Consider the following 15940-nt stretch of genomic DNA (forward strand, 5'->3'; position numbering starts at 1 on the left):
CATCTTTTTAAAATCGAATTACTTGATAAACCATAGGTTTTCGTTAAAGATTCATAGCCTTTTTTTCCATTTAAATATTCCTAAACTATCTTAATTTTAAAATCAAATTTATAATGTTCACCACCCATAAAAACGCACCCCATAAAGTTAGATTTTAGTCCAACTTTTGGGGTGCACATCATTTTAATATGAATTCAACGAAAGTGTTTTTATATTATTCCCACAAATTGGGGTCAGCTCAATCGAAATAGAAATCATTTTTTATTATAGTCAGAAACTTTAATATTTCAAACATTTAGTGGATATTATACCTTTTTTATGCTGGGATTTCAGTACGTTTGTTACTATGTTTTCTAAGAGCTGCTGCTAATAAGCTTGATACTACTCCGAAAATCATAAATCCAATAAGCATCCACATTGTAGTGTTTAACTCTAGATGATGATTCATATAGATAATTTCTTTTAAGCTTGTTGAGTAATGTGCAAATGGGTTCCAATCATAAATATATTTTTGATAGAACTTAGGTAGCATTTGTTTTGGTAACATTACTAATTGCATACTAAAGAACATTGCAATGAAGAAGATTGGTACTGATTTCATACCTAACCATGTCATTGTTCCAAGAATCAATCCAACGAATCCCATAATAGCTAAAGCTACAAATATAGATACTCTATTTGGATGATCAAAATGGAAATCTAATGCACCTTTCATGAAATATACATATGCGAAACTACCAGCAAATGCTGTAATAGCTGTAAATACGATTTGTGCTACTGACGCAATTAAACGATGAGCAATTTTAACATTATTGCTAGTTCTAAATGCGAAGAACAATAAGACTGAAGCAACAATAGAACCCATCCAAACTGGCATGAACATTAAGAATGATGCATTGCCGCCACCTTGGTGATCTTTAACTTCATTAATTTTATCGTTATTGATTTTAACTGGATTAGTTACTGAATTAATATCTTTTGCTTCAACTTTAACATTTTGTTTTTCTAATGTTTGAAGACTTTGTTTCGTAATTTGATTGTTAATATTGTCACCCATACCTGACAATACGCTACTAGCCATTTGTGAACCTTGTAAACTTGTTCCTTCACTTACAATAGTTTTAAATTGTGCTTTTTTAACGTCAACTTCTTGGTTGCCCATTTTTTTAGCCATTTGTTGTGCTTGTTGAGCTGGAATTTCACCTGATTTTACTTTATCTTGCATTTCAGATTTTTTACTATCCATTACGACTTTTTGAGTTTTACTCATAGCATTTTTTGAAAAGTCTTTTTCAAAAATTGCAGCCCATAATATTTCTCTTTTTCCATACCTTTTTTAGCGTCTTTTTCACTGTCTACTTTAACCCATTTAACAGCGTCAGAATCACTATCTAATAATTTATCTTCTAATTTATCACCAATATTAGTTTTCTTACCTTGAATAGAAGTACCTTCATCGTGATTGACGATAGCAATTGGCATGTCTTTTGGTTTAGGATTAAACGCTGGGTAAAATGCAATTGCGAAAATCATTAATATTAATATGATTGCTATAGGTGTTAACCATAATAATTTACTTTTAAATATATTCATAACTTTTTTCCTCCCTTGAAACAATTCAACAATTTGTTGAACATTTATCACTTTTCCAATTATAATGAGTTTAAATAAATAAACAACAATCAATTAATAGAAAAACGTCTTTTATTGAACACTTTGATATGTATTGTCTATTAATTAAGGGAGGTTTTACATTTTTGAAGGAAGATCGACGTGTCCGTAAAACAAAATCAGCAATTAAACATGCGTTTATACAGTTATTAAAGGAACAAAATATTGAAAATATTACAGTTCAAGACATTGCAGATAAAGCTGATATAAATCGAGGTACATTCTATTTACATTATGAAGATAAATATTTATTATTAACCGATATGTAAGATGAATGTATTGCTCAAATATCTAAATTCACCACTTTTTCAGAAATTGAAGGTGAAAATGTTGAAATGATTGCGACACTATTTATAGATAAAGTATTGCGAAACATCATTCAACATGTATATGATAATCTAGACTTTTATAATACGATTCTTAATTTGGAACGAAAAAGTCGTTTAGAAGAAAAAATTAGCGACCTAATACAATATAATATGAAGAATCAGATCAGTATTAATAATGAAATCGAAGGCATACCAGAAATGTATTTTCATAGTTATGTGTCAGGTGCCACAATCTCAATCATCAGATATTGGGTATTAGATTCAAATCGTATTTCTGTTGATGACCTTGTAACTCATATTTTCAAAATTATTTATTATGGTCCGTTAAGAATTATGGCAGAACAAAAATACAATCAGTCTCGTTAAACACATTGCTCGTAAAATATTGTGATGCGTTTGAAGTTAAAAAGCTTGTGAAAGGACTTTTACAAATGATCACTGCATATAAACACTCTAATCAAATCAATAATGAAATAATCGAAACAACTCTTGATCAACAAGCATTGTGGATTAATGTAGTTGAACCTGATAGAGAAGAAATAGAACATTTAATGGAATATTATAATTTACCTGAAGACTTTATTCGAGATCCACTCGACTCAGAAGAAAGTGCTCGTATTGAGTATGACGAAGATACTGGATACTCTTTGATTATTATCGACTTACCTCTAGTTAATTCAACAAATCGCAGCGTTCTATCCTTTATTACAATTCCATTAGGCATAGTCATTGGTAATGGTGTAGTAATGACCATTTGTGATGCTGAAAATGAATTTTTAGAGAACTTTTCTAGACAAGACAATATTAATCTGAAGTTTCATAGTCGCTTTGCACTAGAAATCTTAACAACGATTGCAAATCATTATAATAGAAATTTAAGATTACTGAATAAATCACGTATTCGTATCGAAAGAGAATTGAAAAATAATATTACTAATAAGCAACTTTTCAAACTTATGGAAGTTGAGAAAAGTTTAGTATATTTCTTAGCAGCTTTGAAAGGTAACGATACAATAATTAAAAAGTTATTCCGTTTACCTGCTATTAAACGTTTTGAAGATGATGAAGAATTACTAGAAGATTTAATTATCGAAAATAACCAAGCAATTGAAACAACCGAACTACATCAACGTATCTTAGAAAGTATTACAACTTCTTATGCATCATTATTATCTAATGATATGAATACGATTATGAAAACATTAACTATGTTTACTGTATTATTAACTCTACCTACACTGGTATTTAGTTTCTTTGGAATGAATGTACCATTACCATTAAATGATCATAGTTACATTTCTTGGATTATCGTTGTTGTTATTTCTCTTATTCTTGTTGCAATCGTCAGTGTTTATTTATGGCGCAAACAAAAGCTATAGCTATAACAAAATTTAAAAAGGATGAGCTTGAATACATTGATTGATGTACCGGGCTCATCCTTTTATATAATCTATTTTATTGAACTTCTTTATATTTATTTCTTTTAGATAGAACAAACGTCACAAGAACTGAAACGACAAATGCTATTACCATTCCTATGAGGTAATGTAGCCAGCCACCATGGTTTGGATTGATTGATATAAATCCAGGTATACCTGCTGTACCTAAAGCAATTGCTTTAACTTTAAAGAATGAAATATACGCTGCTCCAAGACCTGACCCAATAATAGCACCTATGAATGGATATCTTAATTTAAGATTCACACCGAACATCGCTGGTTCCGTAATACCTAAAACTGCTGAAATACCTGCAGCTGATGCAACACCTTTTAATTTTTTATTATTTTTAATAATGAAGAATGACGCTAACGCTGCACCACCCTGAGCGATATTTGACATGGTAGCAATTGGGAAGATAAATGAACCACCAGTTTTAGCCTGGTCAGCAATTAATGTTGTTTCTACTGCAATGAAACTATGGTGCATACCAGTGATAACGATTGGCGCATATAGTAATCCAAAGATTAATCCACCAATTGCACCACCAAATTCGTATAGCCAAGTTAAGCCATCTGATAACCAATATCCTAATTGTCTTGTAATAGGTCCAACAAATAAAAATGTAATAAACGCAGTTACAAAGATTGATACTAAAGGTGTTACTAAATTATCTAATACTGTTGGTATAACTTTACGTAACCATTTCTCAATCGTTGCTAATATGTAAGCTGCTACTAACATTGGTAGTACTTGTCCTTGATAACCTACTTGATTAATATGTAATCCAAATAAGTCCCAATATGGAATTGACTTGCCCGCTTCTACTGCTGCTGGAAAATCATAAGCACTCATCAAACTTGGATGTACTAATATCATACCAAGTGCTGCTCCTAAATATGCATTACCTCCAAAGCGTTTCGCAGCACTAAAACCAATTAATATTGGCAATAATGTAAATGGTGCATTAGCAAAGATATTAATCATCTCTGCAAGTCCTGCAAATTGGTCATGCACTTCAATTAAAGATTTACCATCATAAAATAAATCCTTGGCAGTTAATAAATTGTTTAGACCCATCAACAAACCACCGGCAACAATTGCTGGAATAATCGGTACAAAGATATCTGATAACATTTTTACAAAACGTTGTAATGGATTCATATGTTTAGTTGACTTCTCTTTTACTTCAGATGTTGTAGATGCTTCTTTACCAGTAATATTCTCCATTTCGTTAAACACTTTATTGACAGTCCCTGACCCAATAATGATTTGGTATTGACCACCAGTTGAGAATGTTCCTTTAACGACATCCATTTTAGATAATGCGTCTTCATCTACTTTACTTTCATCGTTCAATATTAATCTAAGTCTCGTCGCACAATGTGCCATTGAGTCTAAATTCTCTTCTCCACCTATTGCTGTTAATATTTCTTCTGCTGATTGTTTATAGTTCATTTGTATAAACCCTCCTAATTTTTTGGAACCAGTTCCAAAATTACTAACTTTATTGTAAACGGTTGCAATTGTTAAATCAACCTCATTTCCTAAAGTTTTATATTAAATCATTGTTATGACCATTGTTTAACTTATATTAATTTACTTTTCAAATGGGTATATGAATATAAATAATTAAAAATGAAAGGAGTTAGTTTATTGAAAGAACGTGGATATATTGAAAAGTTATGGCGTGAAGAGAAATATCGTGTATTACTCCATAGTCAAAGTCATTACAATGCCATACGTGAAAGACTTAAACATAAGCCCTCGTATAATGAAATTAATCTAATGGTAAAAGAGGCAATTCAAATAGCCCCTAGTCAAGGAAGTGTTATGAATGCCTACGATCATATGTGGGGATACTTCAAAAAGTTAGCTACAGAAGAAGAAAAGGAAACTGCTACAAAATTAAAGCATCAATTTAAACATCAAGATATTCCAATAGAAGATTTATTATCATTTTTAAGATCGTTAGCGTATCAATATGATGTTCAATATTTAAAAGATAGTTCAGTATTAAAAGCATAAAAAAGACAAACCACACTTTTATAAGTTGGTTTGTCTTTATTTTAAGTAAAGGTAATAAACCTTTATTGACTCATTAAATGTACATTATTATAAATGTCTGAAGAAAGATTAATTCTAAGTTGTATCACTAAATAATTATAAACAATATAAAGGACTTATTTTTACATCCAGTGAAACGAATTGTCATGCTTCATTTAATTTGTGTCTACTTCGGGGGGAGTATTTCAAATTAATGTTTTTAAAAATCGCTACTTAAATATTGATGTTTCATCATACTTTAATTTTCAGAAGATGGTTATTCATTGGATGTCGTTTAAATATTTCTACTAAATATGAAATGTAATTGTCGATTCTTGTTGTCATTGTTTCATATATTCAACATTGATTCATGATGTCTAATTACTAGTTGCTAATGTGTTAGTAAAAATATTTAAAGTATGAATATAAGCCTTGTTGTTTATACTAATGTTAAGTTAATCAATTTTTATTCACTAAATATGGTATATGTGATTCTATGTTGTCTCTCTTTTTTTGTTGTTATATCTAAGTTGTGTATATAACGTACATTTAATACCATAGATTACAACCCTTAATCAATTTAAGTTTTTTAAATTTTCTTTTGGATTGGAATCTATATTTATTATGTACTAAATAATGAGATTACACGCTATTGAAAATTTCCAAATATACAATACTATATTTCTAAAACTCCTTTTATGTTGCAAACAATACAAAAATGGCTACGTTTTCACAAAATTTTTACTATGAACTTTATTTTTAACTATTACTATTTGAAGGCAAATCTATTATAATATCAATTATTATTTAATCGTGGATTAAATGCCATGGACATTGAATATAATAAAAACTATTCAATGCAAACAATTTATAAGTGATGATTTTTTTAGATTTTCAAAACAAATATAGAGGAGCTTCGTAATAACACATGACATGTAACCTAAACCTTTTTCATCAATACAGTACCAAGCCATTTCGTAATATTAATAAAGTCATCATCTTATTTTCATTAACTAATGACTTGAACATTAAAATCAACGGAGAAGTTAAAGATTTAGATGCACACATTGCTATCATTAATCATGGTGACATATTTGAAATTGAAAATGCTCATAATATAGTTCAATTAACTATTCCGATTTTTTATTTTTATGTCGAAGATGAGGACTTTTTCGAGTGCTATTTCGATAGACATTTATTACAATCTAGTGGTTATATCAAAACACTTATTCTACAAACTATACAGCAATATTCAGAGGATCAAACGGTTGATCACCAACTTTGTTCCAAAGTAATCCAAACCTTATTTAAAGAAGCAGTTATAAAATACGATGTTGATTATATCCCCAATATGTCAATTAGCAATACTTTATTTTTAGAGTGTTTACTTTTTCTTCAAGATAGAATAACTCAAACTATCTCTTTAAAAGATATCGCTATAAATAGTAATATTTCAGAATCTTATTGTTCAAATTTATTTATACGTTATTTAAATATGAATTTTAAAGATTACTATACAATTTTGAAAATTCGTCATGCTATTAAACTATTAATGACTACTAATTTATCAATTAACACTATATCCGAAGAATCTGGATTTAGTAGCCATACTAATTTTACAAATCAATTTAAAAACTATTTGAATTTTAGTCCAAAACAGTATCGATCTTACATAGTCAAAATGGATACTTTGCCCCACTTAAATATAGAAGATAAGGATTATTCACCTTTCTTGCCATTAATTAATCATTTTGATTTTAATAATCAATTAGCAACAGAGATTACTGAAATCAATATAGATAACTTTGATCCTAAAGATTATTCCAAAGCCTCAAAAGCATTTATTAGACTTGATAATTTTAATGAATTATTTCATTTTACGTTCAATGAATATTTTGATATTGATTTTTCATTTTTACCTGAACCAGTCATTCTTATTGAAAATGTTAGCGACGTAACTTCTAATCAAATTAACTATCATTTGTTACATAGATGCCTCGATAAATTATTTGAGAGACATATTGGTTTAGCAATAAAAATTAAATCTACAAATCAATTTAATGTAGTTAATCAATTTATTTTGAAGTTTTTACAAGGACATAATGACTATAAATTGAATAAAAAAGTCGTAAAATTAATGCTTATTTTTGATTCGTCTAAAATGTCTACACAAGATATACATCTTTGTCATTTAAAAATTAAAAACAAAAATAAAGATATCCAATATGGTATGACAGTAGACGGCCTATTACGTCAAAATCAGACTGTAGAAAAAACATATGATACTTTAAAACGACTTAATTTTGATTACTATTTAATTGATATTGAAAATATTGAAACGAAATTATCTTTAATTAATAAAAGAAGAACATATAATCATTCGACGACACATTTTGAAAATTATAAGCAGTTCATTTTAGATTCAGGCATAGACTCCACTCATTTTGTGTATGATTATTTATCTTTGAAATGTTTCAAATATGCAAGCAATAGTTCTAATCCTTTACAATTAGCTGATTTAGTTTGTCATATCATTGCTTTACTACGCTATGGTGGTGGTATTAGTTATCAACTCATTGCAGACGAAACGAAGTACTTGTCATTATTTAATGAATTCGGTAATGCATTACCACTGATTCACATTTATAAAATGACTCACCCTTTTGTAAATGAAGAATTACAAATTTGTAATAATTACATTATGAGTCGTAAAGATGGCAATTATCATTTCATTTTATTTAACAAAATAAACGACCGCTATTTATCTGATAGTCAACAGAAATTTATTTTCAAAAATACATTGAAATCTCATTCGTTAACAATAGTTCAAACTTTGAATAGTGAGCATGGGACAATAGATAATTTATTACCACAAACTAAAAAGCAACTGTTTCTTGATAAAGATATTATTAATCAATTGGATCAATGCAATCATCCAAAAACAGAATTATTCATTCAAGAAAATGATAATCAAGATGTTAATGTTGTTCTCAAACATGATGAAGTAATATATGTATGTTTCAAACCTATTTAGCTATAGACTGTAAAATGTTGTTGTCATAAGTTTAACAATCTCTGATTAAGGATATATTTATTATTAAGGAGATGATAAGATTGGATAATCAAAAAGCAACTGAAGCAATTGAAAAAGTATTAGACCATTCAAAAGTGGGTGTATTATCAACCGCTTATAATAATAAACCTAATAGTAGATATATGGTATTCTATAATGACGAATTGACACTATATACTAAGACAAATATTAATTCTATAAAGGTTGAAGAAATTGAAGACAATCCTTATGCTTATATTTTATTAGGCTATAACGAAACGACTAACAATAGTTTTGTTGAAATCGACACAACTATTGAAGTTGTTAAAGATGAAAAAACAATTAACTGGTTATGGGAAACTCAAGATAAATCATTTTTCGATTCTAGCAAAGACCCTGAATTATGTGTATTAAAAGTAAATCCTAAATCAATTAAATTGATGAACGACAAAGATTTAGACACACCCTTCATAATTGAATTATAAATGAATGATTAATCTCAACTTAAATAAGTTGGGATTTTTTGATGTGATACAAATTCGTATACTTGATGAAAATGTCAAATTATAATATCCACTTATATTTTAAATTTAATTGCAAATCACTCTATTTTTCTGTATAAATGAAATAGTAGATAAATAAACAATATCAAAGGAGATTTTGCTAAATGAAAGGTAAAAAAGGACTCGCTTATAGTCTTATTGCAATCATGGTCATTATATGTATTGTTTTAGTTATTGCTATGATGGCAGGCGGTAAAAAAGAAACATATTATGGCGTAATGAAGAATGGTACAACAATTGATAAAATGATTAGTGAAAAAGACGAAAAAATCGAAAAGAACGTTAAACTTCCATCAGATGCTGATGTATATGTTAAAAAAGAGGATTTCGTAAGAATTACTAAAAATGAAAAATCTGGCAAAATTGCTAGTGTTAAAAAGGTAGATCATGATGACGTACCACATGGTTTAATGACTCAAATCCATGATATGGGCGATATGCACATGTAATTTTAAAAGAAGCAAGTCAATAATGACTTGTTTCTTTTTTTATGTAATACGGTAAAATGGGTTAAGTTATAATCAATCAACCACTAGCTCTAACCATTATAAATGGAAGTACTTCTTTAAATGCATAAGAGCCCCTAATCGCTAAAGCGATAAGGGGCTCTAAAATGTCAGATTTATTATTTTATAATGTTTTTAAGTACTCTTGACCTTGTTTTTTATCATAAACGTTTTCCCATTTAGCAATGACAACTGTAGATAAAGCGTTACCCATAACGTTAACTACTGTACGTACCATGTCTAATAATCGGTCAACCCCTATAATTAAAGCAAGTCCTTGAGCTGGTAATCCCATTGCACCTAATGTTGTTAATAACACAACGATTGAAGTACCTGGAACTGCTGCCATACCTTTTGATGTAAGCATTAACGTGAACATTAAAACTAATTGTTCAGTTAATGTTAAATGCATGCCATACATTTGTGCTACGAATAATGCAGCGATAGATTGATATAAAGCTGATCCATCTAAGTTAAATGTATAACCAATCGGTATAACAAACGATGTGATATCTTTCGGCGAACCGAATCTTTCCATCTTTTTCATCATTACTGGTAATACTGCTTCTGAACTTGAAGTTGAGAAAGCCAAAAGTATTTCACTTTTTAGTATTTTCATAATAGAGAAAATACTAATGCCACACATTCTAGCTACAATGCCTAAAACTACAACTATAAAGAATACCATTGCGAAAATTACAACTAATACTAGTTTTAGTAAAGGAAGTAACGCTGATGCTCCGAATGTAATGATTGTTGTACAAATAAATGCAAAGACACCGAGTGGTGCTAATTTTAATATTTTATTAATCATCCAGAAAACTGCTTCTAAAGTTCCACTTAAGAAAGATTTTACTGGTTCTGCTTTTTCGCCAACGGCAGCTAAACCTAAACCGAAGAATACAGCAAAAAAGATAATAGGTAATAATTCACCTTTGTTTAAAGCTTCAAAAAAGTTTGTTGGTACAATGTTTACTATAGTATCAATAAAATGATTACCATATGTAGTTTGTTCTGCAGCATGTGCAGATGTTTGATATTTAGAAATATCGCCCTTTGGTAATTTTGATGGATCTAATCCAGAACCTGGTTTAAATAGGTTTCCGAAAATTAATCCAAGACCAATAGCGATTGTTGTTATAATTTCAAAGTATAATATTGTTTTCCATCCGTAGCGACCTACAGTTTTCGATTCCCCAACGTTCGAAATAGATAGTGCTAAAGAACAGAATACAACTGGAATAACAATCATTTTAATTAAGTTTAAAAAGATGTCTCCAAATGGCTTTATGTAGTTAGCCGCTTCTTCATTTCCGTATAATATAAGTCCAACGACAACACCTAGAACCAATGCAATTAATACTTGCACAGGTAGACTGATTTTTCTCTTAAACAGAGCCATATTGCAAACTCCCCTTCATCTGACATCACTTAATTATATCAGATAAGATAAAAATAGCTATAATTATTTATATAACAAATATAAATAATTGTATTGAAATGTTTTAACTTTTATGAATCAAGAGTAGTTTACTATGTTTATTTTTTATTTCTTTTTAAAGAATCTATGTTTCTGTTCTTTAATTTTAACTGATACCCAAAATAAAAAAGTTACCAAATGTTTTTCAATTTGGTAACTCACCTTATTACAATTATTTTGAAGGTTTATAGTTTTTATTAAAGTAATTATGTTTAGCACTTTTTATACTTTTCTTAGTTTCAGTATCAAAACCTTCAGCAAAGACACCTTTTCTAGTACTAATAGGTTGAATGACATAAGTTATTTTAGGTTCATCTTTAAAAATAACTTCCTTATAATAAACACCCTTTTTAGCACTATAAAGCGTTTCTTGTTTCTTCACTTTATCTTTTAAATGGTGTTCTTTTAAATAACTATCGACCATTTCAATATTTTTGTGACCTTGATACGATTTAAGTGCGAAGAAAAACGCAAACGCAATCACTAATGAAATAATTAATATAATAATAATTCTGATTAATTTTTGCTTCTTACTCATTTTATAGACTCCTTTTGCCTTATCTTAATTAGTATGAACGAAAATCATGCATTTTTAAAGTCTTATAAAAATTTTGTAACAAAATATTCTTAACTCATTGAAATAATGCAAAGATGATTCATATGTTAATTAAAGATATTGTCTTACATCATCAAGTGGTAAACATACTGATTCATGTGCTTCTTGTGCACCTTTACCTATGGCAATTGCTACAACTGGTACAAATCGTTCGCTATCTATTCCTAAGACATTCGCAATATTGGCTTTATCAAATCCACCTATAGCATTAGTATCATAGCCATGCGATTTAGCCACAAGCATTAATTGCATCGCCATTAAACTACTATCAATATTAACGATATCTTTCATACCTTCTCTAGATAGTCCTTTATAATGAGGCAATACCCAACTTAACATCTTATCTTTGATTTCTTCTGTCATATGATTTTTGCTTACTGCGTCACCATATATTTGTTCAGCTTTTTCATAATTTTTTAAGTCTCCAAATATGATTATCATAGCTGAAGACGTATTGACTTGTCTTGAATTCTTACCGAAAGATGGTAATATTTTCTCCTTGCCTTCACCAGAATCTACAACAATTAATCTCCATGGCTGCATATTCACTGAAGATGGTGCTTTTGTTGCTTTTTGAATGATATTATCCATTTCTTCATGGCTTATTTTATATTCTGTATCAAATACTTTTACTGATCTTCTTCCTTTTAATACATCGTCAAATTGAGTGATTTTCTCCATTATATATACTCCTTATTTTTTATAAGTCATTGGATTTTTCAAATCAATAATCTTTAATTATGATTTTCTAATATTTAAATGAAAAGCAATTTAACTTTACTATCAAAATAGGCACTTGACAAGTCACACACTTCATAATATGGTTACCTTAACAAGGAGTGATTTAATGTATGTCGAAAATAGTTATTTAAGCAAACAATTGTGCTTTTTATTCTATGTTTCATCAAAAGAAATTATCAAAAAGTATTCCAATTATTTAAAGGAATATGAACTCACGTACACTGGTTATATAGTGCTAATGGCGATTGAAGAAGATGAGAAACTTAACATCAAAACTTTAGGTGATAGAGTTTTCTTAGATTCAGGCACTTTAACACCATTACTGAAAAAATTAGAAAAGAAAAATTACGTTGTTCGAACTCGTGAAGAAAAAGATGAACGAAATCTTCAAATTTCACTAATAGAACAAGGTAAAAGTATTAAAAAACCTTTATCAGAAGTTTCGCAAAAGGTATTTGGCGAATTTGATATAGATGTAAATGAAGCTAAGGAATTAGTTAACCACCTTCAACTTTTTGTTTCTAAAAACTTCAATAAATCTTCAGAAAAATAATCTTATATAGAGAAAAAAGGCAAAAGTAAACTTGCCCACTTTCATCCCTTTCTTATGCGTTGATAAAATCAAGTTTTGTAAACTTTTGTCTATATTCTCTAGTACGAATTATCACTCTATTAATAATCCATTTTACTTTACCTCATAACAATCACTTCATATAATGAATTTACAATTAAATATAGTATTTATAACTGTAAAGGAGCTAATACTATGCCAAATAATGACTTCTTTAATAATTCATTTTTGAAAAATGATCCAACTGATTTATTTAGAGACTTAGGTAAACAAGTATTCAATCAATTTTCATCACAAGCTTTCCCTGTAAATTTATATAATGAAAATGATCATTACTTAATTGAAGCTGAACTTGCAGGTGTGAAAAAAGAAGATATTTCATTAACTTTTGAGCAACATACGTTAACTATTAAAGCTAATAAATATATTGAATCTCATAATGGACAAACGCAATTAAATGAACGTTCTAATAGTGAATTAGTGCGCAGATTTGAATTCGAGGATATAGACAAGTCTCTTATCAAAGCAACATTTGAAAATGGTGTTTTAAGCGTACGCTTGCCTAAACAACAACAAGAATCTGAAGATGCAACAACAATTTCAATTTCATAATATAAAATAATAGACCTTGTTATGGATTCACCATAGCAAGGTCTGTTTTATTAATGAATTGTTTTCGAGTCTTTTTTATTAACTAAAAACATTGTAATTACAGCAATAATAGCAAATATTGCTAATAATATAAATGCGAGATGGCTTGTACCAGTAATACTAGATACATAAGTAATTACTATTGGTGGGAAGAACCCTCCTAAGCCACCCATCATTGATACGATACCATTAGCTGTTCCAGCTTCTTTTGAAAAGTATGATGGTACAAGTTTAAATATTAATCCGTTACCAATACCAGCACATATACTAATTAATAAGCACCCTATTGTAAATAATACAATATGAGAAGAAATGCCCAGGATTACTGCGCCTATAATCATAGCAATGAAATCTATAATTAATACTTTAACGGCATTTAATTTATCCCCAAGCATACCTCCAATTGGTCTAAGGAATGTTGCTAAGGCGATAAAAATACCTGAACGAATTCCTGCATCTACTTTATCAATACCAAAATGATTAACTAAAAAGTTAGGTAAAAATAGACCAAATGCTACAAATGAGCCAAATGTTATAAAATACCATAAACTTGTATAATATAATTTAGGATTTTTAGCTAATATTTTAGTTTGTGCCACTAAAGGTACTTTAATTTTTGTTTCTTTATTATCACCAAAAATAAACATTAATATAGCAAATAAAGCAATAAATATTAAATACATTCTTACTGTTGTTTGCCAACCGATAATGCCAGCAATAGGTGGTGCTAAGAATGATGAAACTGCTGTCCCTATGTTCCCCATACCGTATATACCATTTGCTAACCCTACTTTTTCTTTAGGAAAATATTTAGGAATAGAAGTAACACCTACTGAAAATATAGCGCCCCCTACACCTAAGAAGAAACCAGAAAGCATTAGCATACCGGGAGATTTAGCTTGAGCTAAAAAGAATATTGGGAATAATAGTATTATGAAACTACAGAAGAAAACCCATTTAGCTCCAATGATATTTGTAAGATATCCAAACGGAACACGTAAAATGGATCCTAAAATTACAGGTATTGCTAAAATAATCGATAGTTGTTCTGCTGGAATTTTAATGTCTTGTGATATGTATGGCATTAAAGGAGATATGATACTCCAAGCCATAAATCCAACTACTAAACTTAACGTTTGTAAACCTAGTTGAAAACCACCTTTTCTTTTGTCCATGTCTTCACCTTCATAAATTATAATTATTTAGTATTTTAATGAATAAATCATTTAATAATTGTGAGTGTTACTACTTCTATGCAAAGTACTAACTATAACTATATTTTATGGCGTTTGTGAAAAATTGAACATTAGTGTAATCCCTTATTTGTTTACCTTTTTCCCCTATAAAAAATAAAAGAGTTCTGTAAAATTTATAGTATTTATTAATAGAACTCATGAGGCATGTTCATGCGTTGGAAATACTAGTGGTTATAGTGGAACACATGAGGTGAACTCATGTGTAAGAAATACTAATTTCTAAAGAAAAAGTATTTCTTTAAATGCATAAGAGCCCCTAATCGCTAAAGCGATTTTCTTCTTCGGTTCGCCTTAGCTTTGCTAATGCATAAGAGCCCCTAATCGCTAAAGCGATAAGGGGCTCTAAAATTCTAATAGTTTCTTTTTCATTGCGTATTCAACTAATTCTGGTTTTGTTTTTAATCCTAATTTGTTCATAATATGTGTTTTATGTGCTTCTACTGTTTTTACAGATACAAATAATTTTTCAGCAATTTCTTTATTACCGTATCCTTTAGCTATCAATGGTAATATCTCTAATTCGCGTTTTGATAAAATTTTAAAGGGATCAGACCCATCTGTAGGTTCTTGGTTGTTGTTATTAACAAATTCATTAACAAGTGATGTTGTTAATTTCATATCGACATAAGTATCTCCTTGATAAACTGTTCTAATTGCAAGAATTAATTGTTCATCAGGCGCATTTTTTAAAATATAACCCTTTGCACCATTTCTAAGTACATGGAATAAATATTCTTCATCATCATACATTGTTAATATTAATATTTTAGTCTCCGGAAAACTTTCATTGATTTTATTGATTTTGCTTGTTGCTATTAAACCAGATTCACCTGGTGGCATACTTAAATCCATAAGAAGAATGTCTGGTTTATGTTCTAACACCTTTTGATATGCTTCAACACCGTCAGCAGTTGTAGCCACTACTTCCATATCTTGTTGATAGTTTAATATCATGGAAAAACCTGTTCGAACAACTGCATGATCATCAGCTATCACAATTTTCAATTTAATTCCCCCAAAA

At 29.2% G+C, this 15940-nt stretch carries 13 protein-coding genes and 2 pseudogenes; 8 read left to right on the forward strand and 7 right to left on the reverse strand.

Annotated features, from left to right (window positions below; translation table 11 throughout):
• Positions 1–316 precede the first annotated feature (316 nt).
• Positions 317–1593: pseudogene (locus HMPREF3125_RS01425) on the reverse strand (YhgE/Pip domain-containing protein).
• A 164-nt stretch (positions 1594–1757) separates the two neighbouring features.
• Here HMPREF3125_RS01425 and HMPREF3125_RS01430 point away from each other — a divergent pair.
• A pseudogene (locus HMPREF3125_RS01430) lies at positions 1758–2366 on the forward strand (TetR/AcrR family transcriptional regulator).
• Positions 2367–2431: 65 nt separating this feature from the next.
• Positions 2432–3379, forward strand: coding sequence for a magnesium transporter CorA family protein (locus HMPREF3125_RS01435; RefSeq protein WP_070451452.1), 948 nt, complete (start codon positions 2432–2434; stop codon positions 3377–3379).
• A gap of 76 nt (positions 3380–3455) precedes the next feature.
• On the opposite strand, the gene HMPREF3125_RS01440 is transcribed toward HMPREF3125_RS01435, so the two are convergent.
• Positions 3456–4895 (reverse strand): sucrose-specific PTS transporter subunit IIBC, encoded by a 1440-nt coding sequence (locus HMPREF3125_RS01440; RefSeq protein WP_070451454.1) that lies wholly within the window; start codon positions 4893–4895, stop codon positions 3456–3458.
• Positions 4896–5093: 198 nt separating this feature from the next.
• Between HMPREF3125_RS01440 and HMPREF3125_RS01445 the strand changes: the two genes are divergently transcribed.
• The 4 genes from HMPREF3125_RS01445 (at position 5094) to HMPREF3125_RS01460 (ending at position 9547) form a co-directional block, all read left to right on the forward strand.
• Positions 5094–5465 carry a YbgA family protein gene (locus tag HMPREF3125_RS01445; RefSeq protein ID WP_070451456.1) on the forward strand — a complete coding sequence of 124 codons (372 nt, stop codon included), beginning with the start codon at positions 5094–5096 and terminating at the stop codon, positions 5463–5465.
• A gap of 946 nt (positions 5466–6411) precedes the next feature.
• Positions 6412–8517 (forward strand): AraC family transcriptional regulator Rsp, encoded by a 2106-nt coding sequence (gene rsp, locus HMPREF3125_RS01450; RefSeq protein WP_070451458.1) that lies wholly within the window; start codon positions 6412–6414, stop codon positions 8515–8517.
• A 71-nt stretch (positions 8518–8588) separates the two neighbouring features.
• Complete coding sequence (locus HMPREF3125_RS01455) at positions 8589–9020, forward strand: pyridoxamine 5'-phosphate oxidase family protein (RefSeq protein ID WP_371106428.1); 432 nt, start codon at positions 8589–8591, stop codon at positions 9018–9020.
• 182 nt (positions 9021–9202) lie between these two features.
• Entirely contained in the window at positions 9203–9547 is a 345-nt protein-coding gene (locus tag HMPREF3125_RS01460; RefSeq protein WP_070451462.1) for a DUF4889 domain-containing protein, read from the forward strand.
• A 181-nt stretch (positions 9548–9728) separates the two neighbouring features.
• Here the strand turns inward: HMPREF3125_RS01460 and HMPREF3125_RS01465 are convergent, their stop codons facing one another.
• The 3 genes from HMPREF3125_RS01465 to HMPREF3125_RS01475 form a co-directional block, all read right to left on the reverse strand.
• Positions 9729–11006, reverse strand: a complete 1278-nt coding sequence (locus tag HMPREF3125_RS01465) for a cation:dicarboxylate symporter family transporter (protein WP_070451464.1) — start codon at positions 11004–11006, stop codon at positions 9729–9731.
• A gap of 250 nt (positions 11007–11256) precedes the next feature.
• Complete coding sequence (locus HMPREF3125_RS01470) at positions 11257–11622, reverse strand: DUF3139 domain-containing protein (protein ID WP_017637746.1); 366 nt, start codon at positions 11620–11622, stop codon at positions 11257–11259.
• A gap of 129 nt (positions 11623–11751) precedes the next feature.
• Positions 11752–12381, reverse strand: coding sequence for a nitroreductase family protein (locus HMPREF3125_RS01475; protein WP_070451466.1), 630 nt, complete (start codon positions 12379–12381; stop codon positions 11752–11754).
• A 166-nt stretch (positions 12382–12547) separates the two neighbouring features.
• Here HMPREF3125_RS01475 and HMPREF3125_RS01480 point away from each other — a divergent pair, with 166 nt between their 5' ends.
• Together HMPREF3125_RS01480 and HMPREF3125_RS01485 are read left to right on the forward strand one after the other, a co-directional pair.
• The gene (locus tag HMPREF3125_RS01480; protein WP_070451468.1) at positions 12548–12994 is read left to right on the forward strand and encodes a MarR family winged helix-turn-helix transcriptional regulator; all 447 of its coding nucleotides are present in this window, start codon (positions 12548–12550) and stop codon (positions 12992–12994) included.
• A gap of 213 nt (positions 12995–13207) precedes the next feature.
• Positions 13208–13624, forward strand: coding sequence for an Hsp20/alpha crystallin family protein (locus HMPREF3125_RS01485; protein WP_070451470.1), 417 nt, complete (start codon positions 13208–13210; stop codon positions 13622–13624).
• Between the two features lie 50 nt (positions 13625–13674).
• Here HMPREF3125_RS01485 and HMPREF3125_RS01490 read toward each other — a convergent pair whose 3' ends face one another.
• Positions 13675–14838: a nitrate/nitrite transporter gene (locus HMPREF3125_RS01490; RefSeq protein WP_070451472.1), complete on the reverse strand. Its 1164-nt coding sequence runs from the start codon at positions 14836–14838 to the stop codon at positions 13675–13677.
• 423 nt (positions 14839–15261) lie between these two features.
• Positions 15262–15924, reverse strand: coding sequence for a nitrate respiration regulation response regulator NreC (gene nreC, locus HMPREF3125_RS01495; protein WP_070451474.1), 663 nt, complete (start codon positions 15922–15924; stop codon positions 15262–15264).
• Positions 15925–15940 lie beyond the last annotated feature (16 nt).

It is taken from the genome of Staphylococcus sp. HMSC13A10, assembly GCF_001808005.1.
Lineage (GTDB): Bacteria > Bacillota > Bacilli > Staphylococcales > Staphylococcaceae > Staphylococcus > Staphylococcus pasteuri.

Coding starts and splice junctions, on each gene's coding strand:
- HMPREF3125_RS01440 (WP_070451454.1), bottom strand. CDS start 4,895: ATGAACTATAAACAATCAGCAGAAGAAATATTAACAGCAATAGGTGGA.
- rsp (WP_070451458.1), top strand. CDS start 6,412: ATGACATGTAACCTAAACCTTTTTCATCAATACAGTACCAAGCCATTT.
- HMPREF3125_RS01435 (WP_070451452.1), top strand. CDS start 2,432: ATGATCACTGCATATAAACACTCTAATCAAATCAATAATGAAATAATC.
- HMPREF3125_RS01490 (WP_070451472.1), bottom strand. CDS start 14,838: ATGGACAAAAGAAAAGGTGGTTTTCAACTAGGTTTACAAACGTTAAGT.
- HMPREF3125_RS01455 (WP_371106428.1), top strand. CDS start 8,589: ATGATAAGATTGGATAATCAAAAAGCAACTGAAGCAATTGAAAAAGTA.
- HMPREF3125_RS01485 (WP_070451470.1), top strand. CDS start 13,208: ATGCCAAATAATGACTTCTTTAATAATTCATTTTTGAAAAATGATCCA.
- HMPREF3125_RS01475 (WP_070451466.1), bottom strand. CDS start 12,381: ATGGAGAAAATCACTCAATTTGACGATGTATTAAAAGGAAGAAGATCA.
- HMPREF3125_RS01470 (WP_017637746.1), bottom strand. CDS start 11,622: ATGAGTAAGAAGCAAAAATTAATCAGAATTATTATTATATTAATTATT.
- HMPREF3125_RS01460 (WP_070451462.1), top strand. CDS start 9,203: ATGAAAGGTAAAAAAGGACTCGCTTATAGTCTTATTGCAATCATGGTC.
- HMPREF3125_RS01465 (WP_070451464.1), bottom strand. CDS start 11,006: ATGGCTCTGTTTAAGAGAAAAATCAGTCTACCTGTGCAAGTATTAATT.
- HMPREF3125_RS01480 (WP_070451468.1), top strand. CDS start 12,548: ATGTATGTCGAAAATAGTTATTTAAGCAAACAATTGTGCTTTTTATTC.